The organism is Pseudomonas sp. 10B238 (assembly GCF_000970615.1).
GTDB lineage: Bacteria > Pseudomonadota > Gammaproteobacteria > Pseudomonadales > Pseudomonadaceae > Stutzerimonas.
In genome coordinates, this window is sequence record NZ_KQ033929.1 from 321,546 (window position 1) to 343,015 (window position 21,470).

The 21,470-nt window shown below is 59.4% G+C and carries 22 protein-coding genes; 7 read left to right on the plus strand and 15 right to left on the minus strand.

Annotated elements, in window-relative coordinates:
- Positions 1 to 6: 6 nt before the first annotated feature.
- The 6 genes from RT21_RS06255 to RT21_RS06280 form a co-directional block, all read right to left on the minus strand.
- Positions 7 to 276 carry a K+/H+ antiporter subunit F gene (locus tag RT21_RS06255; protein ID WP_045429028.1) on the minus strand — a complete coding sequence of 90 codons (270 nt, stop codon included), beginning with the start codon at positions 274 to 276 and terminating at the stop codon, positions 7 to 9.
- Positions 261 to 761, minus strand: coding sequence for a Na+/H+ antiporter subunit E (locus RT21_RS06260; protein ID WP_045429030.1), 501 nt, complete (start codon positions 759 to 761; stop codon positions 261 to 263). Before RT21_RS06260 ends, RT21_RS06255 begins: the two co-directional genes overlap by 16 nt.
- Positions 758 to 2,260: a monovalent cation/H+ antiporter subunit D gene (locus tag RT21_RS06265; protein WP_046162044.1), complete on the minus strand. Its 1,503-nt coding sequence runs from the start codon at positions 2,258 to 2,260 to the stop codon at positions 758 to 760. Before RT21_RS06265 ends, RT21_RS06260 begins: the two co-directional genes overlap by 4 nt.
- A complete protein-coding gene (locus RT21_RS06270; protein WP_045429034.1) occupies positions 2,257 to 2,586 on the minus strand; it encodes a Na+/H+ antiporter subunit C in 330 nt (109 codons plus the stop codon). The genes RT21_RS06265 and RT21_RS06270 overlap by 4 nt, the downstream gene beginning before the upstream one ends.
- On the minus strand, positions 2,586 to 5,378 hold the full coding sequence (locus RT21_RS06275) for a monovalent cation/H+ antiporter subunit A (RefSeq protein WP_046162045.1): 2,793 nt from the start codon (positions 5,376 to 5,378) through the stop codon (positions 2,586 to 2,588). Before RT21_RS06275 ends, RT21_RS06270 begins: the two co-directional genes overlap by 1 nt.
- 290 nt (positions 5,379 to 5,668) lie before the next feature.
- Positions 5,669 to 6,130, minus strand: a complete 462-nt coding sequence (locus tag RT21_RS06280; RefSeq protein ID WP_045429038.1) for an outer membrane lipoprotein — start codon at positions 6,128 to 6,130, stop codon at positions 5,669 to 5,671.
- 179 nt (positions 6,131 to 6,309) lie between these two features.
- Here RT21_RS06280 and RT21_RS06285 point away from each other — a divergent pair, with 179 nt between their 5' ends.
- Positions 6,310 to 6,546, plus strand: a complete 237-nt coding sequence (locus tag RT21_RS06285; protein ID WP_046162046.1) for a hypothetical protein — start codon at positions 6,310 to 6,312, stop codon at positions 6,544 to 6,546.
- 46 nt (positions 6,547 to 6,592) lie between these two features.
- Here the strand turns inward: RT21_RS06285 and pdxH are convergent, their stop codons facing one another.
- The 4 genes from pdxH to dinG form a co-directional block, all read right to left on the minus strand.
- Positions 6,593 to 7,240 (minus strand): pyridoxamine 5'-phosphate oxidase, encoded by a 648-nt coding sequence (gene pdxH / locus RT21_RS06290; RefSeq protein ID WP_046162047.1) that lies wholly within the window; start codon positions 7,238 to 7,240, stop codon positions 6,593 to 6,595.
- 111 nt (positions 7,241 to 7,351) lie between these two features.
- On the minus strand, positions 7,352 to 7,981 hold the full coding sequence (locus RT21_RS06295; protein ID WP_045429044.1) for an OmpA family protein: 630 nt from the start codon (positions 7,979 to 7,981) through the stop codon (positions 7,352 to 7,354).
- A gap of 136 nt (positions 7,982 to 8,117) precedes the next feature.
- The gene (locus RT21_RS06300) at positions 8,118 to 9,266 is read right to left on the minus strand and encodes an EstA family serine hydrolase (RefSeq protein ID WP_046162131.1); all 1,149 of its coding nucleotides are present in this window, start codon (positions 9,264 to 9,266) and stop codon (positions 8,118 to 8,120) included.
- A 130-nt stretch (positions 9,267 to 9,396) separates the two neighbouring features.
- Positions 9,397 to 11,541, minus strand: coding sequence for an ATP-dependent DNA helicase DinG (gene dinG / locus RT21_RS06305; RefSeq protein ID WP_046162048.1), 2,145 nt, complete (start codon positions 11,539 to 11,541; stop codon positions 9,397 to 9,399).
- 86 nt (positions 11,542 to 11,627) lie between these two features.
- On the opposite strand from dinG, the gene RT21_RS06310 reads away from it, so the two are divergent.
- Positions 11,628 to 12,092, plus strand: coding sequence for a CopD family protein (locus tag RT21_RS06310; RefSeq protein ID WP_046162049.1), 465 nt, complete (start codon positions 11,628 to 11,630; stop codon positions 12,090 to 12,092).
- A 141-nt stretch (positions 12,093 to 12,233) separates the two neighbouring features.
- On the opposite strand, the gene RT21_RS06315 is transcribed toward RT21_RS06310, so the two are convergent.
- Positions 12,234 to 12,836 (minus strand): OmpA family protein, encoded by a 603-nt coding sequence (locus RT21_RS06315; protein ID WP_046162050.1) that lies wholly within the window; start codon positions 12,834 to 12,836, stop codon positions 12,234 to 12,236.
- A 210-nt stretch (positions 12,837 to 13,046) separates the two neighbouring features.
- Here RT21_RS06315 and RT21_RS06320 point away from each other — a divergent pair, with 210 nt between their 5' ends.
- Entirely contained in the window at positions 13,047 to 13,544 is a 498-nt protein-coding gene (locus tag RT21_RS06320) for a DUF6231 family protein (protein ID WP_045429050.1), read from the plus strand.
- Between the two features lie 6 nt (positions 13,545 to 13,550).
- Entirely contained in the window at positions 13,551 to 14,036 is a 486-nt protein-coding gene (locus RT21_RS06325) for a YchJ family protein (protein ID WP_046162051.1), read from the plus strand.
- Positions 14,037 to 14,097: 61 nt separating this feature from the next.
- Here the strand turns inward: RT21_RS06325 and fpr are convergent, their stop codons facing one another.
- A complete protein-coding gene (gene fpr / locus RT21_RS06330) occupies positions 14,098 to 14,874 on the minus strand; it encodes a ferredoxin-NADP reductase (protein WP_046162052.1) in 777 nt (258 codons plus the stop codon).
- Positions 14,875 to 14,987: 113 nt separating this feature from the next.
- On the opposite strand from fpr, the gene RT21_RS06335 reads away from it, so the two are divergent.
- Positions 14,988 to 15,914: a LysR family transcriptional regulator gene (locus RT21_RS06335; RefSeq protein WP_045429056.1), complete on the plus strand. Its 927-nt coding sequence runs from the start codon at positions 14,988 to 14,990 to the stop codon at positions 15,912 to 15,914.
- 46 nt (positions 15,915 to 15,960) lie between these two features.
- Here the strand turns inward: RT21_RS06335 and erdR are convergent, their stop codons facing one another.
- Positions 15,961 to 16,611, minus strand: a complete 651-nt coding sequence (erdR, locus tag RT21_RS06340) for a response regulator transcription factor ErdR (RefSeq protein WP_019342358.1) — start codon at positions 16,609 to 16,611, stop codon at positions 15,961 to 15,963.
- Between the two features lie 234 nt (positions 16,612 to 16,845).
- Here erdR and RT21_RS06345 point away from each other — a divergent pair, with 234 nt between their 5' ends.
- The gene (locus tag RT21_RS06345) at positions 16,846 to 17,769 is read left to right on the plus strand and encodes a DMT family transporter (RefSeq protein WP_045432043.1); all 924 of its coding nucleotides are present in this window, start codon (positions 16,846 to 16,848) and stop codon (positions 17,767 to 17,769) included.
- A 14-nt stretch (positions 17,770 to 17,783) separates the two neighbouring features.
- Here the strand turns inward: RT21_RS06345 and RT21_RS06350 are convergent, their stop codons facing one another.
- Positions 17,784 to 18,500, minus strand: a complete 717-nt coding sequence (locus tag RT21_RS06350) for a tRNA-uridine aminocarboxypropyltransferase (RefSeq protein ID WP_046162053.1) — start codon at positions 18,498 to 18,500, stop codon at positions 17,784 to 17,786.
- Between the two features lie 116 nt (positions 18,501 to 18,616).
- Here RT21_RS06350 and RT21_RS06355 point away from each other — a divergent pair, with 116 nt between their 5' ends.
- Positions 18,617 to 19,009: a PA3611 family quorum-sensing-regulated virulence factor gene (locus RT21_RS06355; RefSeq protein ID WP_045429061.1), complete on the plus strand. Its 393-nt coding sequence runs from the start codon at positions 18,617 to 18,619 to the stop codon at positions 19,007 to 19,009.
- 51 nt (positions 19,010 to 19,060) lie between these two features.
- Here the strand turns inward: RT21_RS06355 and RT21_RS06360 are convergent, their stop codons facing one another.
- Positions 19,061 to 21,466, minus strand: a complete 2,406-nt coding sequence (locus RT21_RS06360; protein ID WP_046162054.1) for a phosphoketolase family protein — start codon at positions 21,464 to 21,466, stop codon at positions 19,061 to 19,063.
- Positions 21,467 to 21,470 lie beyond the last annotated feature (4 nt).

The window sequence follows — 21,470 nt, forward strand, 5'->3', positions numbered from 1 at the left end:
GCCTCCTCAGTCAATGATTTCGCCGTGCAACAGGTGCTTGCCCACCGCCACGGTACTGACGAAGCCCATCACTGCGATGAGCAGAGCCGCCTCGAAGAACAGATCGGACGCGAGCCAGATACCAAACAGGACGATCAATGCCAGCGCATTGATATACAAGGTGTCGAGCGCCAATACTCGATCAGGCATGTCCGGCCCCTGAACGAGCCGCACCACGTTTAGGATCGCTGCGATTCCGATAACCGCCATGCACAAGGGAATTACATACGCGAGCATTCGAAAATCTCCAGCAGCGGCGTTTCGTAACGGCTCTTCACCTCGGCTACCAGCGCCTCCGTGTCGGGGGCATCCAGAGCGTGAATCAGCAACATCTTATGCCCGGGTCGCAAAGACGCCGATACCGTTCCAGGGGTTAACGAAATGATGCTGGTCAACACGGCGAGGACGAACGGATGCTCAATGGCCATCGGTATCTCGACGAAGGCAGGCTGCAGTCGATCTCGAGAGCTGAGCACCAGCTTGGCCACACTGACGTTGGCCACGACGATGTCGTAAAACACCTTCAGCAGAAACAGACAGAGCTTCAAGGGCCTACGCACTTTCGGTAGGTCAACCAGAAATCCCTGTACCAGTAACGGGATCGCCCAACCTAAAAACAGTCCAAGCACCAGTTGCCCCACGCTCAGTGCGTTATTGAGCAGTAGCCAGAGCAGCGTAAGGAGCAAGGTGAGCGCAGGGTTGGGCAGCAGACGTGATTTCATGCCTCACCTCCGCGGATAATCTGCAGATACGGCTGTAGCTCGAACAACTGGGCTGCGGTCGCCTGCATGTAGGTCTGGATCGGCTGCGCCACTGCAACCAACAACACGCTGCCAAACAGCAGACCAAAGGTTGCCATCACACGCACGCGATCCGCGGGCCTCCCAACACTGACCGCTTCACTAGGCCGCCAGAACACCATGCTGCCGGCTCGGCTCAGTGCGATCACCATCCCCAATCCGCCCACCAGAACCACTGGCCAAAGCAGCAGGGCGTCGACCCCGGGAGGAACGGCCTGCAGCAGCATCACCTTGCCAATGAAACCAGAGAAAGGCGGGAGCCCGGCAATCGAAATCGCGCCGGCGAAAAACAACGCGCCCAACAACAAGGGCTGCTTGAGTGCGGGAGCCGATAGCAACTCGGCGGCCATATCGCCGCGCTGGCGGGCGATGAGGTCAGCCAGTAGAAACAGTCCTCCGGACACCAGCGTGCTGTGCACCAGGTAGTACAGCGCAGCGCTGAGGCCCACCTCTGTTCCCAGCGCGATACCGGCGAGCAAGGTGCCCACCGAAACCACCACTAGATAGGACAGCAGTATCTGCAGGTTGCGGGCGGCCAGTGCGCCCAGTACGCCACCAACGAGCGTAAGCATCGAAAGCGGCCACAACCAATCCAGTACCATGTTGCTCAACACACCCGCTTCGCTACCGAAGATCAGCGTGAACACACGCACAATCGCGTAGAGCCCGAGCTTGGTCATGATCGCGAACAGCGCAGCCACCGGCGCGGTCGCCGCGGCATAAGCACGCGGCAGCCAGAAATACAGCGGCAGGATCGCTCCCTTCAGCGCAAATACCACCAGCAACAGATAGCCCGCGGCAGCGAGAAGCGGAGCGTCGGCTGGATCAGCTGCACCAACCCGTCCTGCCAGATCGGCCATGTTCAAGGTTCCGGTCAGGCCATAGAGCATGCTGACACCGATCAGAAACAGCGATGAGCCCAACAGGTTCAGCACGACATAATGAATGCCCGACTGCACGCGCTTCGCGCCTTGGCCATGAAGCAGCAGCGCGTAAGACGAGATCAGCAGGATCTCGAAGAACACGAAAAGGTTGAATAAATCACCAGTCAGAAAGGCACCGTTGATGCCTGCCAGCTGAAACTGAAACAGCGCATGGAAATTCGGCCCGCGCTCGTCATCGCCACGCACGGCGTACAACACCGAGAATCCCGCCAGTATGGCGGTCACTAGCAGCATCAAGGCACTCAACCGGTCCAGCAGCAACATGATGCCGAACGGTGGCTGCCAGCCGCCAAGACGGTACACGGACAGTTGGCCAGCATCGGCCTGCCATAACAGCCCCAAGGCCAGCGGCACCAACAACCAGGTAGCCGTCACCGATAGCAGGCGCTTAAGCAATGCACTCTGGCGGTGAAGCAACAGCAGACTGCATCCGACCAACAAGGGCAGCAGGATCGGCATGATCAACGCATGATTCATTTGCGCGGCTCCCGACCATCAACATGATCGGTACGCAACTCGCCCAGTCCGCGAAGCGCCAGTACCACAACGAACGCGGTCATGGCGAAACCAATGACGATCGCAGTCAGCACCAAGGCCTGCGGCAACGGATCACCGTACTCGGCGCTGGCTCCGATAATTGCCGGAACACCGGTAGAGAGACGGCCCATTGCGAAAATGAACAAATTCACAGCATAGGAAATCAACGTCAGCCCCATGACCACAGGAAATATCCGTGCGCGGAGCAAAAGATACACGCCACTGGTCATCATCACGCCCAACGTGACCGCGAACACGATTTCCATCAAAGCACCTCCTTGCACGACTCGTCCTGACTGACATGACCCATATTGGAAAGAATCAGCAGGGTTGCTCCTACCACGGCCAGATAGACACCAAGATCGAACAGCATCGCGGTGGCCAACTCGAAGTCGCCAATCAAAGGCAGGTGAAAATGGCCGAAAGCCGAGGTCAGGAAAGGCCGACCGAACAGCCAACTACCGAGGCCGGTCAGACCCGCAATGAGCACACCGAGCCCGGCCACGCCGTGATAGCTGAACGGCTGTCGCTGCTGCGCCCAGACCACACCATGCGAGATGTACTGGAGGATCAGAGCAACCGCAGTGATCAGGCCAGCGATGAAGCCGCCCCCTGGTAAATTGTGGCCGCGCAAGAAGATGAATACCGACACCAACAGCGCCATCGGCAACAGCACACGAGATAGCGTGTCCAGCACCATTGGATGCCTATCGGTTGACCAAAGCCTACCGCCGTAGTCGCGGATCGGGTGTGGCAGGCGCAGTCCATGGAGCAGTCCGTAGATGCCAACCGCAGCGATTGCCAGCACGGCAATCTCACCCAGAGTATCGAAACCCCGAAAATCGACCAGAATCACGTTGACCACATTGGTGCCACCGCCCCCGGACACACTGTTCTCGAGAAAGAACGAGGCGATACTGTCATACGGCCGACTCAGTACCGCGTACGCCAACAAGGCGACCATGGTGCCGAATGACGACGCAATAATCAGGTCGCGGAAACTGCGCAGGCTGCTCGACTCGACCGGCGTGCGGTCAGGCATGAAAAACAACGCTAGGATCAGCAGAATGATGGTCACCACCTCGACGGAAATCTGCGTCAGCGCCAGATCAGGTGCGGAATAGCGAGCGAACACCAGCGCTACCATCAACCCAACAACGCTGAGTACCATCAGCGCCATGAGGCGTCTGCGGTGGAAGACCACTGTCATTACCGACGCCAGCCCGAGAAGCAGCATGCCACCGACGGTGATACCGTCCAGAGGCGTCAGCGGCACAGAGCCCCGCAGCGTTTGCAGCGGGGTCAATGCGTAGACTACAACAAGCAACGAGCTGACCAGCATCAACGCCAGATAGCGTTGCAACGACCCGTTCTCCATACGCTCGGTTACCCAGCGCGCCGTGGCAGCAATCCCGCTAACCACCCGAGCGAACACCTGCAGCGAATCGACACGTGGCAGCCCCTCATACCAGCGAAACGCCCATTTACGCATCGAATAGATCAGCAGGCCTCCGCCCAGCGCAACGAAACTCATCGCCAAGGGCAGATTGAAGCCGTGCCAGATCGCCAGGCTGTATTCAGGCACGTCACCGCCCAAGCTGCCGGCTACGGCTGCAGCCAGCAAGGGTGCGACCGTGTAGGCAGGCAAGGTGCCCACCAGCAGACACAGCAAAACCAGGATTTCGACCGGAATCTTCATGTACCGCGCCGGCTCGTGTGGCGGGTATTTAGGTAAGTCGATCGGTTCGCCATTGAAAAACACGTCGTGCACGAAGCGCAGCGAGTAAGCGACCGAAAAGGCACTCGCCAGCGTCGCCAGGGCCGGGATCGTCCAGTAGAAGCTGCCCAACAGATGCTGATCGAGGGTCTCGGCAAAGAACATTTCCTTGCTGAGGAAGCCATTGAGCAGCGGCACCCCAGCCATTGCCAACGACGCCACCATTGCCAGCGCCGCCGTGTGCGGCATGTACTTCAGCATGCCATTGATGCGCCGCATGTCGCGCGTTCCGGTCTCGTGATCAATAATCCCCGCGGCCATGAACAGCGAAGCCTTGAAGGTGGCGTGATTGATGATATGGAAGATCGCCGCCACTGGCCCGAGGCGCGAGTCGAGGCCGAACAGCAGAGTAATCAAACCAAGATGGCTAATGGTTGAATAGGCCAGCAACCCCTTCAGATCATGCTGGAACAGCGCCATTACCGCGCCGATCAGCAACGTCGCCAAGCCTGTCAGGCTGACCAGATAGAACCACCATTCCGAGTCCGACAGTGCTGGATACAGCCGCGCCAGCAGGAACACACCGGCCTTGACCATCGTCGCAGAGTGCAGAAAAGCCGATACCGGGGTGGGCGCCGCCATCGCCTGTGGCAACCAGAAGTGAAACGGAAACTGCGCCGACTTGGTAAACACGCCAAGCAGAATCAGAATCAGGGTCAACGGGTACAAAGCACTGGCGCGAATCAGATCACCCGACGCTAGAACGGTGCTTAGCTCGTAACTACCAACGATATGCCCGATCAGCAAGATACCCGCCAGCAGAGCCAGCCCGCCGCCGCCGGTCACCGCGAGCGCCATCCGGGCACCTTGGCGAGCATCGGAACGGTGATTCCAGAAGCCTATCAGCAGGAACGACGAAAGGCTGGTCAACTCCCAAAACATCAGCATTAGGAGAAGGTTTTCGGCCAGCACCACACCGAGCATGGCGCCCATGAACAGCAGAAAGAAGCTGAAAAAGCGTCCCATCGGCTCGCTTTTCGACAGGTAATAGCGCGCATACAGAATAACGAGCAGGCCGATTCCCAGGATCAGCAGCGCGAAGAGAAACCCTAGCCCGTCTAGCCTCAAGCTGAGGTTCAACCCCAAATCAGGAAGCCAGGTTAATGTCTGCACTTCCGTCTCGCCGCCAAATACATCAGCACGCTTGGATAACAGCAATGCCAACGCCAGCAACGGGGCCAGGCCGGCACCGAACGCACAGGCAGATCGGCCGAACCGTTCAAACAGCAACGGCAGGCAGATTCCGAGGAATGGCAAAGCGATGATCAGCGCAAGCGCCATGAGTAAAACCCCTTGAGCCGTGCATGCGCACGGCAGTTATATCCCTTGGTCGACCCATTCTCGCCCCGAAGGGGCATGGCGGTGAGCGCCGATTATCCATACCGATCGCAGCAACGTCATGGATTCAAGTATTTCGAAAAACAAAAGGCGCAGCCTGAACACCGTACCAGCCGGCCTTCAGCCTGCGCCCTGTCTCCTAGGCAATGCGCAAACAACCCACGTGCTCCCGCTCATCGAATCTCACTGACGTCGCGACAACCTGCTGATAGGCCCTGCCGAACCCAGCGCAATCAGGGTGCGATACGGCTAGTGCCATTAACCGTCATGATGCGTACACGCTGACCGACGCGAAAAACCTGGTTAGGCTCGACTTCCTGCACATAGGCGCGCATGTTGCCGTCATCCTCACGTACCGTGATTTCAACGCCTTGAGCACGGGTGATGCCCTCTTCCGCTGCCGAACCGAGCATACCGCCCGCCAGCGCGCCGATTACTGCCGCAACGGCACTGCCGCGGCCTCCGCCCACCCCGCTGCCGGCAATACCACCGACGACTGCGCCTGCACCGGTACCGATCGGGGTTTTGGTGCCTTCGAGCTTGACCGGGCGCAATGACTCGATCGTGCCATAACGTACCGTCTGGACAGTTCGCGCCTCGTCGCGGGAATAGCTATCCCCGGTAAGGTTGGAAGTACAACCGCCGACGGCAAGCGCCACGGCCGTGAACGAAGCAACAAAAATGGAGTTGCGCATTGGTACTCTCCTGGGAAACGAGATTGGCCCCGACCGCATGGTCAGTCGTATGCGGCGATGAAGCACTTGGCAACCGCCTCGATCTGACTCAGCATTCATTCAACTAGGACCGTACTTTACCCGAGGCGATCCCGCCCCGCATGTAGAGCGCTCGCTCAAGCTGTTGCCAGAGACTACCCATGGACTACTTCATCATCACCATCGTCACGCTGGCCGGGCTGGTTTTCCATGCCTGGCTGTTCATCCGCTTCAGGCGCTGGGCGGACCGGGACCTGGCGTTGTCGTTGGCAGGAGACGATCCGCAGAAGCGAGCGTGGCTGTTGCAACGCCTTTCAGTGGCGAAAGATGCGCGGGTCAAACGGAAGGACTTGCAAGCCTGGCTGGAAAGCGAGTTGGCGCGCTACAACGAGACCTGACAAAAAAGAGGCCGGAGCCGGCCTCTCATCAAACTGTGTCAGCGAGTCAGGGCGCCAGACGTTCCCGCTGCCAGTTACTGGCGAGGCGTCGATAATTCAGCCGGTCATGCAGACGGCTGGAACGCCCCTGCCAGAACTCCATCCGTTCCGGCAGCAAACGGTAGCCGCCCCAATGAGGGGGGCAATGCGGGGCCTTGTCCAGAAAGCGCTGCTCTGTCTCGGCAAGGAGCCGTTCCAGTTCGGCGCGATCGCGGATCACGTGGCTTTGTGGTGAAGCCCAGGCACCGAGGCGGCTGCCCAGCGGTCGCACCTGATAATAGGCGTCCGACTCGGCAGCACTGACTTTCTCCACCCGCCCCTCGATACGTACCTGACGCTCAAGGCTTGGCCAGAAGAAGGTCATCGCAGCGAAGGGGCATGCTTCCAGCTGCTCGGCCTTTGCGCTGTCGTAGTTGCTGAAAAAGGTGAAGCCGCGTTCGTCCAGCGCTTTAAGCAGGAGCACTCGGCAATGCGGGCGACCCTCGGCGTCTACAGTAGCCAAGGTCATCGCATTTGGCTCCACGGGAAGCTGCTCGGTCTCCACCGCCTCCTGGAACCACTGACGAAATAGCCCGAAAGGCTCTTCCGGCGCGTTCGATTCACTGAGTCCGTCACGCGTGTAATCGCGGCGCATATCGGCCAAGGATTGGGTCATCGCTGTGTTTCCTGGAAAACAGTTGAAGCCAAAGCTTACCGGCTCTGTGCTTCGCCCCGCTTGATTCAACGCAAAAGTGGGCCGAACACCTGGACTGTCAGGCGACCCCCTTTATTTGGTTTTGCTGACTTCCGCCGCAGCAACCTGAGTCGGTTTGCCTGGCGCGTCGCTGTACTTGGCAATCAGCGCGAGCAAGGTGGGCTGCGGAGCCAAGACCATCTCGACACGCCGGTTCAAGGCGCGTCCTTCTTCCTTCTCATTGGAGGCCCGCGGCATATCCGAACCGAGCCCGCGAATACGCAGCCGGTCGTGCTTCAAACCACTGAGCCGAAAAATCGCGGCAACGGCACCCGCACGCTGACGGCTGATGTCACGGTTGACCTCGATTGGCCCGGTGCTGTCAGCATGGCCAAGCACGACCACAGCAGTCTTCGCGTCGCCTTCCACCAGTTTCGCCACTCGACTGAGGGGACCAAGCGTCACCGGCAACAGCATGCCTGGGCGGTCGGGATTGAAGGAGCCATCGACTGGGGCCGTAACCACCAACACCCCTTCGCGGCGCTCAAGTTCGAAGTGACTGTCTTTCAACGCATCGCGAAGCCGCGGCTCGTACCCATCCAACCAGGCCGCATCAATCACGGGACTCGGCGCAGCAACCACCTCGACCGGCTTTTCATCGTTGGAGCTGCAGCCGGCGATGACCATACAGAGTATCAGGGAGGTGCTTTTCAGCAGGTTCATGAGCCAATTTCCGTGAAAGTGAGTTGCGAAAACAAACCGCGCGTGTTTAGCACGCAGCTTAAGCAAGGATTTGTCTCAAATTGTGGACGCAGGTCCTTGTTCTGCAAAGTCTCGACCGGCCAACCAGACGAGTGGTTCAACCTACGCATGCCTTAACTACACGAGCGAGCGTCTGCGCTCGAGGGTCCATCAGAACATAAGGACCTAGCGTATTGGTGACATAGCCAAAGGCTACATCACGTTGGGGATCGGCAAAACCGATACAACCGCCAGCGCCAGGGTGACCAAAAGCCCCCGGCCCCATGCCGAAGGTAGCGTTCTCAACGTCCGGTTGGTCCAGCCAGCAGCCCAGCGCAAAACGAGTACGGGTGAGCAGCGTGCGATCCTCTCCAACGCAGTGCTCGCGGGTCATCTCGTCCAACAGCTGGTAATCGAGCAGCTCCCCTCGCAACAGGCCATCATAGAAGCCCGCCAATGACCGTGCATTGCCGTGCCCGTTGGCGGCCGGCTGAGCCATTCGACGCCACTCCGGCTTGTTTGCACTGTTCATAATCGATGGAGGGTTGGTAAAGGCTCGAGCGGTGAGTGATTGTGGGTCACTCATCAAGGCTTTGATTACCCGTTGGGCTGCCGCATCGCCAAGATTGTTTTTCTGACGGGTCAGATAGCCGACCCGGTCGAACTCGCTATCGGCCAGGCCGATATGAAAATCCAGGTCTAGAGGACGAGCAGTGCGCGCGACTATGGCTTCGCCCGGCTCACGCCCGTCGCCGCGGCGGATCAATTCGCCAACCAGCCAACCATAGGTAATCGCGGCATATCCATGACCCTCACCAGGCGTCCACCAGGGCGTTTCGGCCACGAGTGCTGCAGTCATCGCTTCCCAGTCGTACAACGCCTCGGGCGGTAATGGCTGGCGAATAGCCGGCAGCCCAGCCTGATGGCTGAGCAGCTGCCGTAGGGTAATGTCCTGTTTGCCATTGGCGGCGAATTCCGGCCAAACACGGGCGACCGGCTCATCCAACTGCAGCTTGCCCTCCCCTACTAGCTGTAACGCAGCCACCGCAGCGAATGTCTTGGTGCAGGAAAACAGATTGACCAGGGTGTCGCTCTGCCAGGCCTGTTCACCAGCATTGTCCGCAACACCGGCCCAGAGGTCGACAACCGTTTCGCCACCGACCTTCACGCAGACTGCCGCGCCACGCTGCTGGGTCTGCTCGAACAGCTGGCTGAACGCGTCTCTGACCGCCTCGAAACGGAGGTCGAAATATCCCTGGATCTGCACGCTTGCGCCCTCTAGGTTGGTATGACTGGCGAGTAGTGTTTCAGCCACATCGCCTCAAAGGAACAGCCCCGTCGAGAATGATTGTCCTATCAGTCTTTTGAATGACGGCCCATGATGGCCGCCGAGGCGGTCAGCCAATCTCTCGCCGGAACGGCGGCAGCGCGTTAAGAATGGCTTTCCCGTAGCGCTGCGTGACGACCCGTCGATCAAGCAACGTGATGGTGCCGCGGTCCTCTTCGGTACGCAGCAACCTGCCGCAGGCCTGAACCAGGCGCAACGAGGCATCTGGCACGGCAATTTCCATGAATGGATTACCGCCTCGTGCCTCGATCCACTCGGCCAGCGCCGCCTCAACCGGGTCATCAGGTACCGCGAAGGGGATCTTGGCGATGACCACATGCTCGCAATAAGCACCAGGGAGATCGACACCTTCCGCGAAGCTGGCGAGCCCGAACAGCACGCTCTTCTCCCCATCATCCACGCGCGCCTTGTGCTTGTTGAGTGTCTCCTGCTTGGACAGATTGCCCTGAATGAGCACCCGTCTGCGCCAGTCACGCTCCAGCCCGTCGAATACGTCCTGCATCTGTTTGCGTGAGGAGAAAAGCACCAGCGTGCCGCGCGAAGCCTCCACCAGCTCCGGCAGATCCCGCACGATGGCTGCTGTATGCGCAGCTGCATCACGCGGGTCAGCTTTAAGATCGGGCACCCTCAGCACCCCGGCGTCTGCATGATGAAACGGGCTCGGCACCACCGCGGTGACGGCACAGCGTGGCAGCCCGGCACGCATGCGATAGCGATCAAAACTGTTCAATGCAGTGAGCGTCGCCGAGGTCACCAGCGCACCGTAGCAGACGTTCCACAGATTGCGGCGCAACGTTTCAGCCGCGAGGATCGGGCTGGCGTTGACCTCGATATCGAACAGCGCGCCGCCTTCGGCCAGCGTCAGCCAGCGCGCCATCGGCGGACTGTCCTCCGGATCGTCGACGGTGAAGGCCGTCCATAGCTCCCAGTTGCCCTGTGCGCGAGTTAGCAGACTGCCGAATAGCGGGTACCACTCTTCGGCCTGATGGCTGGCGATGCCAACACCCGCCTCGCCATCCATCGCCTCCTTGAGCAATTCAGTAAGACGTGTGAACAGATCGTTGAGCTTGGCGAAACCCTTTTTCAGCTCGATACCCAGCTCGATCAGATGCTCCGGAACCACGCCGCCGACAAAACGGTGTCGTGGCCTCTCACGCCCCTCCATGTCCTCGCCGGGTCGAAAGTCAGCCAGCTGTTCACAGGCACTGAACATGAACTGCTGTTGGCTGCGCAAATCCCGGGCGATCTCCGGCACGGCTTCGATCAGCCGGCCGAGATCGCCCGGCAACGGATGCTGGGCGAGTAGCTTGGTCAGGTTTTTTTCGACCTGAGCAAGCCACTCGGCAGTGGAACGCAGGCGGGTAAAGTGAGCGAAATGCCCGATCGCCTTGTCTGGCAGATGATGGCCTTCGTCAAAAACGTAGAGCGTTTCGCGCGGGTCGGGCAACACCGCCCCGCCGCCCAACGCCAGGTCGGCAAGCACCATGTCATGATTGGTGACGATGACATCGACCTTGGTCATGCCTTCCCGTGCTTTATAGAAAGCGCATTGCTGGAAGTTCGGGCAGTGGCGGCCGGTGCATTGACTGTGATCGGTCGTCAGGCGCGCCCAGTCGGGGTCGGCCAGCTCTTCCGGCCAGCTGTCGCGATCACCATCCCAACGATTACCCGCGAGCTTCTCGATCATGCTGCCGAATAGCTTCTCGCTGCGCTCATCAACATCGATGCGAAAGCCTTCTTCCTCGAACAACTGAGCGGTAGCGCTCTGTGCCTGTCCTTCCTGCAGCAGCGCGTCTAGCTTGGACAGGCAAAGATAACGACCACGCCCCTTGGCCAAAGCAAAGGAGAAGCTCAAGCCGCTGTTGCGCATCAGGTCCGGCAAATCTTTGTGCACGATCTGTTCTTGTAAGGCGACCGTAGCCGTCGCGATCACCAGACGCTTGCCTGCCGCTTTGGCCGTCGGAATCGCAGCCAAGCTGTAAGCGACCGTCTTGCCGGTGCCGGTGCCGGCCTCGACCGCAACGATTGCTGGCTCCCCATCTCGCCGCCCTTCGTCGTCGGCTTTGATTGCGCCCAGGACTTTCGCCACCTCGGCAATCATCAGCCGCTGACCATAGCGGGGCTTGAGACCTTTGGCGTCGAGGAATTGAGTATAGGCGCCCTGGATCTGGGACTTGAGTTCGGTGCTGAGCATGGGCGCGGAGGCTGTATATATTTTCAGTAGTTCGGAAGGGTCGCTATGATAACGCGCGTTTCCTCAACCGCCACCGGAGAATTCCCATGACAGCATTCGCTGCGCCCTATTCACTTCACGTACTGGCTGCACTGATATGGGTCGGGGGCATGTTTTTCGCCTGGATGGTGCTTCGTCCTGCTGCTGTTTCCGAGTTGCAGGCGCCGGAACGGCTGAAGCTGTGGGCCGAAGTATTCCGCCGCTTCTTTCAGTGGGTGTGGGTTTCGGTACTGGTTCTGCCGATCAGTGGTATCGGCATGTGGCACATCCGCTTTGACGGGCTAGAGGCTGCCCCCCGCTACGTCCACATCATGACTGGAGTGTTCTTGGTGATGCTTGCGCTGTTTCTGCGCATACAACTGCTGCAGCTGCCTGAACTCAAGCGCGCTATCGCCGAGCAGAACTGGCCGGAAGGTGGCGCTGCACTGGGCAGAATCCGCAAGCTGGTCGGTATCAACCTACTGTTGGGCCTGGCTGTGGTGGCGCTGGCAAGCGCACGGCCGCTGTTCTAACACCAGCGTCCGTTATCAAAAACACCGGGCATCCAGACCAGGTGGAAGCTGCGGTCATAGGTCAGGCTGCAAAAGCAGCCTGACCTTAGATCGCTACAAATCACACGGCCAGGCACACCCGGTAACTATGCATCGCTCGCGTTATGGACGCGCTTCGACCGAAGCCTCAACACGACGGTTGATGGCACGCCCCAACTCAGTCGAGTTGTCAGCGATCGGACGCGATTCACCATAGCCAATAGCCTCTAGACGGCTGGCCTCGACACCGTAGCGGTTGACCAGCGCATCGCGAACGGACTGGGCACGCTTCATGGACAGACGCTGGTTATAGGCATCAGTACCGATGGCATCAGTGTGGCCCTCTACAGTCGTCGAGGTCTGATCGTACTGCTTCATGAAGTCAGCAAGCACTTCGATGTCATCGTAGGCGTCCTGACGGATAGTCGCTTTATCGAAGTCGAATTTTACGTCCAGCTCCACCCGTACGGCTTCCAGCACTGGCTCGGGCTCCGGCTCTGTCACTGGGGCAGGTTCAACTGTCTCTACAACGGCGACAGTCTCCTGCTCGGTTCCATTAGCCCAGCAGTAGGCTGCAGCCATGCCGCCGCCAATCAAAGCGCCATAACCTGTATAGGTACTACTTTCTATCGCACCCAGCGCGGCACCGGTTACGCCGCCAACAGCCGCACAACTGGGCCAATCCTGCTTCTGCACCCCTGCGCAGCCGGCCAGGAAGGTGGTCATCACAATCACGGGTACTGCTGTCCGTAAGCTACTCATCGTTAAAGCCTCCTAATGTGGGATCGGCCAGAGCGTTATGCGCAAGAGCATAAGCAGCTCCAGTTATATCGAGACTAGGACGGCAGGCGCCTGCGCGCTAGTCTTTATACTTTGGCAGACTGAGCGGACTGCAATTTTTGCGTTCCGCCACGCCTGATAACGAGGAATCCCGGTTTGACAGCATCCCGCTCATCGCAGACGCCACAGCAAGCTCTGGCCGCCCTGTTAGAGCAACAACGCCCGGCGCGACTGCTTTATGTCGGCCGCAGCGAATTGCCCGCCATCGAAGCATTCAGCCGCAGTCACGACAACAGTCAGATTGACCGCACACCAACCGGCCCTCTTCCTGCAGACCTCGCCGACCGCCGCTACGATCTGGCATTGGTCGCCGACTGCCTGGAACATCTTTCGAAGCGAGACGGCCTGCAGCTGCTCGGTGGTATTCGCAATCTCAATACCAACCGCATGGCAGTTTTGGTCGATCTGAACGCGTGCGACTGGCAGGCAACTGACTTCTTCTCCCTGGCACTACAAGTCAGCGCACGTTTCGAACGAGACGGCCAAACGGTGACCCTCTTCACCTACGACCTACTTGATTACAAGCAGGTTCCAGATTGGCTCAACGCGAAGTTCTGGGCCAATCCGCAAATGTTCGGCAAATATTGGTGGTAACCAACGATGACTGATGATCAACGGGCAGCTGCAAATTGCCCCTGTGGCAGCGGCGATCCTTACGGCAAATGTTGCGGTCGGTATCATCAAGGTCTGTCGGCACCTAGCGCGGAACGATTGATGCGTTCGCGATACAGCGCCTATGTTGTCGGGGCCATCGATTACCTTCGGTCAACTACCCTGCCGGCGCAACAGCAAGCCTTGGACCTCCAGGCGATGAGGGAGTGGAGCGCCAACAGCACTTGGCTGGGCCTCGAGGTCGAAGAAAGTCAGGTGTTCGGCGGCCAGCCGGAACATGCGCTGGTCAGCTTCACAGCCCGCTGGCACGACGGGGCAGGCGAACATGCTCAACATGAGCGTTCGGCTTTTGTTCAGCACGACGGATGCTGGTATTTCATCGACTCCACCACACCGCTGAAGGCCGGCCGCAACGACCCCTGCCCTTGCGGCAGCGGTCAGAAGTTCAAGAAGTGCTGTGCCACCTACATCTGAACACGCAGAAAAAAACCGGCTGACGCAATGCGTAGCCGGTCCATTGCATCTTAACGACCGATCACTTCTCGACGAATGCTCGCTCGATCAGGTAGTGGCCCGGGTCACCCATACGAGGCGACGCCTTGAGGCCGAAGCTGTCCAGCACTTCGCTGGTTTCAGCCAACATGCTCGGGCTGCCACAGATCATCGCGCGGTCATCTTCAGGGTTGATCGGAGGTAGCCCTATATCCGCAAACAACTTGCCGCTGCGCATCAGGTCAGTTAGACGGCCCTGATTCTCGAACGGCTCGCGAGTGACGGTGGGGTAGTAGATCAGCTTTTCTTTCAATGCTTCGCCAAAGAATTCGTTTTGTGGCAAATGCTCGGTGATGAATTCACGATAGGCGACTTCATTAACGTAACGAACGCCGTGCACCAGGATGACCTTCTCGAAGCGCTCATAGGTTTCCGGATCCTGGATCACGCTCAAAAAGGGCGCCAGACCAGTCCCGGTGCTCAACAGGTAGAGATGCTTGGCAGGCAACAGGTCGTTCAACACCAGCGTTCCGGTCGGCTTGCGACTGACCATCAGTGAGTCGCCTTCCTTGAGGTGCTGCAGTCGAGACGTCAGCGGACCATCTGGAACCTTGATGCTGAAGAACTCGAGATGTTCTTCATAGTTGGGGCTGGCAATGCTGTAAGCGCGCATTAGGGGTCGCCCTTCCACTTCGAGACCAATCATCACGAACTGGCCGTTTTCAAAGCGCAGACCCGGATTGCGGGTGGTTTTGAAACTGAACAGCGTGTCGTTCCAGTGATGCACACTGAGGACTCGCTCAACGTTCAGGTTGCTCATGTAGTGCTCCCCTTCTAGCGCGCGATGGCGCGTCAATATTTGCCACTAGTTTACTGGCCCGACTAATATCCGCTAAACGAATATTAACGATATATGTTATCGGTTATATAGATATGCATTTCACGCTCCGTCAGCTTCAAGTATTCGTCGCATTCGCGCGGCACGAAAGTGTCTCGCGTGCGGCCGAAAGTCTCGCCCTATCCCAGTCCGCGACCAGCACTTCGCTGGCTGAACTGGAACGTCAATCGGGGTGCCAGCTGTTCGACCGTGCGGGTAAACGATTGTGGCTGAATGCATTAGGCCACCAGCTCTTACCGCAGGCAGTAGGCTTGCTCGATCAGGCTAAAGCCATCGAGGATCTACTGGCTGGCAAGACCGGCTTCGGCTCGCTCAGCGTGGGCGCCACCCTGACGATCGGCAACTACCTCGCCACCCTGCTGATCGGCAGTTTCATGCAACGTCACCCTGAGTGCCGCGTGAAGCTGCACGTTCAGAACACCGCTCATATTGTCCAACAGGTTGCGCAACATGAACTTGATTTAGGTCTGATCGAAGGCGACTGTCAGCACCCGGAGATTGAGGTACTGCCTTGGGTCGAGGATGAACTGGTGGTGTTTTGTGCACCCCAGCACGCGCTGGCTGAGCACACTGCAGTAAGTCTGGAACAGCTCTCGCGGGAAGCCTGGATTCTCCGCGAACAGGGCTCCGGTACGCGCCTGACATTCGACCATGCCATGCGCCATCATCCAGCCAAGCTGAACATTCGGCTTGAGCTGGAGCATACCGAGGCGATCAAACGAGCCGTTGAATCTGGGCTCGGGATTGGCTGCATTTCCAGGCTGGCGCTACGCGATGCATTCCGCCGTGGCAGCCTGGTCGCTCTGGAAACACCCGAACTGGATCTTGCCCGGCAGTTCTATTTCATCTGGCACTCGTTGAAATACCAGACCGCTGCGATGCGCGAATTCATCGAGCAATGCCGCGCGCTGACAGCCGGCATCCGTCGAAGTGATGAGATCGTACTGCCGGCGATTGCGTAAGGTGGAGAATCGAGATTAGCGAGGCATCGGCAGGCCGAAACGGTTGTCAGCTGCTGGGAATTGAGCCCATCTGCTGCAAGAGCAGAGCTGCCTGGGTCCGGGTGCGAACGCCCAGCTTGCGGAAGATTGCGGTCACATGCGCCTTGATGGTCGCTTCGGAAACGCTGAGCTCATAGGCGATCTGTTTGTTTAACAAACCGTCGCACACCATGGTCAGCACGCGAAACTGCTGGGGCGTGAGGCTCGCGAGCCCTTCGCTAGCCGCCTTGGCTTCGGCGCTGACATGCGCCACATCATCAATGTTGCTAGGCCACCAGACATCACCGTCAAGCACGACCCGCACAGCCTGCTGGATCGTCTCGAGTGAACTGGACTTGGGGATGAAACCACTGGCGCCAAACTCGCGCGAACGAGCTACAACCGCAGCGTCTTCCTGCGCGGAGATCATTACCACAGGCAGCTGGGGATACTGCCCTCGCAGCAACACGAGCCCGGAGAATCCATAAGCGCCCGGCATGTTCAAATCCAGCAAGACCAGATCCCAGTCCGAGGTACGGGTCAGTTGGGCTTCGAGTTCGGCAATGCTAGCCGCCTCGGAAAGCCGAACGTCATCGCCCAGGCCAAGCGTTAGCGCTTGCTGCAGCGCACTGCGAAACAGGGGGTGATCATCGGCGATAAGGATTTCGTAAGCAGCCATGGCGGACCTATAGTTTTTATTGGCGCTACACCAACCTGAGCCGGTTGCTGACAATCAGGACGGCAAGAACCCGCAATATGCTCGAGGGTGACCGCGGTGATGATATCGCGCCACCACGGGAAATTCGATCATCGTTCCGCATTTAATCAGCTACCCGCCACGCTGGACGGCGAAGCAGTGGCCAAGCGCATCGGTTTAATGCAAAGTTTGCGATTTTCCCGCACGAGTCCAAACATGCGCAAACAAGCCCTTCGCGCCGATTTTCTAATGCTCATCACGGCCATGATCTGGGGGAGCGGATTTGTCGCACAGCGGGTCGGCATGGATAACATCGGGCCGTTCCTGTTCACTGGGTTGCGCTTCGCATTGGGCGCAATCGTGTTGCTTCCCTTGTTATTGCACCAGGGTCGAGGCGCCGCTCGCCACGAACCGTTCTTGCAGCGTGGTTTGCTGCTGGGTGGCCTCAGCATGGGACTCGCGCTGACTATAGGCATCAACCTGCAACAGGTTGGCCTGCTTTTCACGAGCGTGACCAACTCCGGTTTCATTACCGGGCTGTACGTTATCGTCGTGCCTCTGCTAGGGCTGGTAATAGGCCAGAAAACCGGTACTGGGACCTGGCTGGGGGCGGTGCTCGCGGTGGTTGGCATGGCTTTGCTCAGCATCGACGAGAACTTCCAGATCGCTTCCGGCGACTGGATACAGCTGGCCGGCGCCTTCGTCTGGGGCGTTCATGTATTGCTGGTGAGCTTTTTCGTTGGTCGCCACGATGCCATCCGCCTGGCCTTTCTGCAGTTCGTGACTTGTGCGGTCGTCAGCCTTGTTTTGGCGGCAATCTTCGAGCAAGCCAGCCTGGACAGCATCTGGCTTGCCGCACCCGCGCTGATCTACGGCGGAATGTTTGCAGTCGGCGTGGGCTATACCTTGCAAGTCGTGGCACAGAAACATGCAATTGCCTCGCACGCGGCCATCATCCTCTCGCTCGAAGCGGTGTTCGCCGCGCTTGCTGGCGCCTTGCTGCTTGATGAAAGCCTCAGCCCGCGGGGCTATTTCGGCTGTGCGTTGATGTTCGTCGGCATGCTCGCCGCACAACTCTGGCCGCGCAAGGACCTACCGGTGGTGGCGGCCAGCGAGATTCCACAGGTGGCGCGGCACTGAGTGCCCCATCCTGTTCAGCGCTGGCCCATGGCGGCCAGCGCTTTATGGGTTTCATCATCAGGGTCTGGCGTACGGTGGTGCTTGGCGCCCAGATAATGGTCGGTGAATGCATCGAGCCAAGTATCCAGCGCCGCCGCGCCCTTCTCATCTCCCGCTAAGCCAAGGCACAACGCAGCAACTTCTGCGGTGCATAGATGTTCACTGCGCGTCGAACGGCGCAGGCGGTAGCGTGACAGCACCTCGGCTTGCAGGCTCAGCACCGGCAGATGATTCAGGTAGGGGCTTTTGCGAAACATCTTGCGCGCCTCGGTCCAGGTCGCATCAAGCAGAATGAACAGCGGACGCTTTCCTGGCGCGGCCTTCACCTCCGAGACCACCCGATCAGGTGACGCATACTCGCCCGGAAAGACCACCACCGGCTGATATCGGGTATCGGCGAGCAGTTCCAGCAAACCAGGCTCCACAGCGGTCCGCTGCCACGTGAAGGCGTAGGTGTCGGCCACGATATCTGCAATCAGCCAGCCGGTATTGCTCGGCTTCAGCGGCTCGATATCGTGCATGATCAGGCACACCGCGCTGTTTGTCGTTACGGCTGGCAGCCAGTCGCACAAACAATGACTAGCGGCCACACGGCAGCGAGCACACCGGGGCGTACGCGAACCACGTGCGATGAACGGCTTGGCGCTACGCGCCAGGCGCGCGTCGCGAAGACGGACTACGGCATGAGACATGGAGATTCGATCGATCAGGGCGGAGCGGCAGTTTACCAGCCCGCCCCGAAACCATGGCAGATCTGAACCGTGGGGGCCGGTACCGGTCGAACGACGGCAGTCATCAGGAGATCACCATGCGCCGTCTGACCCCACTATTAACGCTCTGCCTCGCCCTGCCCTTCGCCAATGCCGCGTATGCACAGGACCCAGCACTGGGCCAGTTACTTGAAAAAGTCGCCCGCGAAAGCAGTGTAGGCACGCCGCGCGCGATCAACTCCGACCTGCTCGACGAGGGATACAGCGTAGAGGGAAATGAACTGGTCAACCATCTGAGTGTTCAGCCACGCCATGCCGCTCAGATGCGAGACAACCCCAAGCAGGTCCGCACCCAGCTGGCAGCCAGTGTGTGCAACAACGAGGGACTGCGTCAGCTGATGAGTCAGGGCGCGGTATTGCGCTTTGAGTTCAACGAATACCAGAGCAAGAAGCCGATCACCACCGAGCGCTATCGCTCCAGCGATTGCTAAGGCAACCCGCGCGCCGTGGGCAGCACCAGTGCTGCCCGCGACGGGTCCTGGCTAACGCAGCACGCGCGGATCGCCCTTGCCAGCCACCGCGGCGGCCTCATCCGGCTTAAGCAACGCAGTTCGCGGTACGTCGAGCAACCGTGCGCAGGCGGCCAGCACATTCGCCCAGGACGCCCGGTTGGCGAATTGCATGCCACCCTCGTCCAGGGTGCCACCGCGATTGCGATAGCCCAGCACTGAATTGCGCCGCACGTCCGGCAGGATTGGCCAGAGATGACCACGCGCTACCTCAGGGCGCATGTGGGTCAGCAATACCCGCATCTCGATCTGTTCAGGAAACAGACGTTCGGTCACCCCGTCCGCTGCGAGCGCCTCGATTTCCCAACGATCACGCGGCGCGCGGAAGCGCCCCGGCTCCTGAAGATAAACCAGACGATAGCTGACACCCGCCTCTTTGAGCCTCTCGGTGGCCCGCTGCATTTCGGTCAACTGGTAGCTGCCGTTCGCAATCAGAAGGAGGGGATTAGTGCCCTTCTGCTCGTCGACGATGATCGCGCCATCACGCGCAAGCTGCTCGGCCTGGACCTGATTGAAAATGGCAGGCCGCTCACGCTTAGGCATGACCAAGCAAGCCAGCGCACCGCGGGCCTGATAGATGGAAGGCAGCAGCGCCAAGGCACTGTTGTGGTCCGCAGGAAACAGAACCCTCGCCATATCGCTCATCTCGCCCAGCAAGGCCTCGCAGAAGGTGGTGTCCTGGTGCGACTGCTGATTTTTGCCGTTTTCCCAGGTGTGCGATGTGGCGATGATCGGCCAGCCAAGCCAACCAGCGGGCCGTCCCGCTTCCTTCTGCTGCCGGGCGAAAATCAGGCCTTGGCGTACCGCACCGAGCATCTTGACGCAGAAGGCCTCATAACTGGCAACCAGGTTCAGCCCACCCTGGTTGGCGAGACAGGCGGAAACCACGGCCTCTTCGTTCAGTGCCGTGATGATCTTGCCGTCCACCGCCTCGAACTCCCCTTCAGTATCGACCACACGGTGTTTCAACGCTTTGAGTACCCCACCCAGGCGATTGCTAGCGAGTTCATCGGGGTTACCTACACGAGGGCGCAACGACGGATTGGCGCGGGTGAGTTCGACAAAAAAATCATCTACCGCTGCCATTGGTGAACAAGCGTGATCGTGGTATCTGAGGGACGGCATGGTCGGCGCAGCGGGCCGCCTCATCGCCAGAACACTGTCGCGCTCGGCGGGGCGCGCGTGACGGGACTGTGCAACCAGATGGCGAGCGTGCTCAAGCTCATCCCAAGGCACGAAAAGCGGGGCGACATGTGTATTGAACAACTCGCGCGAGGCGTCATCGACGTGCGGGTTACCCGGCAGCGGCAGGTTATGCGCCGCATTGCTGCCGGCGCCATAGAAGCCGAACCCTTTGATCGTCTCGGCAACGCCGTAGGGGATCGGCAGCGGATAGCGCAGCAGGCCGCGAGCCTTTTCCTCGACCCGCCGGGCCAGGCGCTGCTCCATCTCCCATAATGCGCAGACGAAGGCTGCCGGGTCACGACCATCGAAGGGAATCGGGTCGAAGCCACAACGGCTCAGGTGCTGGCGAAACCCTTCAAGCCCCTCGTGGGTGCCAAGCTGGGTTCGTTGTTCGATTCGCCGACCGTTGGCGATCATAATCGGCAGCGCCACGCCACAATCCTCAGCACGCCACCAACGTGGCATCCAGTCGCTGCCGCGCTGCTCCTCTGCCGCACCATCAGAAAGGAAGGCGACAAGCGTCTCGCCAGGCAGTGGCATATGGGCATATTGCAGCTCGGCGAAACCAAGGTACCCGCCTTCGGCAATACCGCCGCCGGTGTGCGCGTTGACATGGCTGCCCAGAGGCGCCGATGGGCTGCCATCCGCCGCCTGATGGTAGCCATAGAAATCCTCGAGCAGTCGGTTGAGGCCTGCTTCGCCATCGCCATAAGCTTCCTTTTGCTCGGGATGCATATTGTCGGTAAGCAGATTCAGCGCTTCGATCGCTGCGACGCAATGGCCCTGCCCCATCAACCATGCACGCGTACGGCCTGTCAGAGCGTTCAGTCCAAGATAACCGGCGTAGGCAGGCACCATGTTCAGCGAGCCGCCGGTATGCCCTTCTGGCGCAGCCTTGAAGTCCTCGGCGCAGAGTGGCGCACCGTCGAGCCGAACGCGACGCGCATAGGTCATGTGCACGACCAGCCAGAGTCCTGCCGAGCCGATTCGGTCGATGGCCTGCAATAACCGATAGACACTTGCCAGATCCGGCTGCATCTTCGCCTGTACCAGTTGATGAGCCAGACGAAACACCGCAGCCTGCGTTTCCAAGGCATGCTCGAAAGGTCCATACCCGGTTCGCCAAGAACCGAACTCGGGCTGGATCTCCGCATGATGATCCAGCTCGACAAGACTGGGCAGTAGCTGATTCATGGAG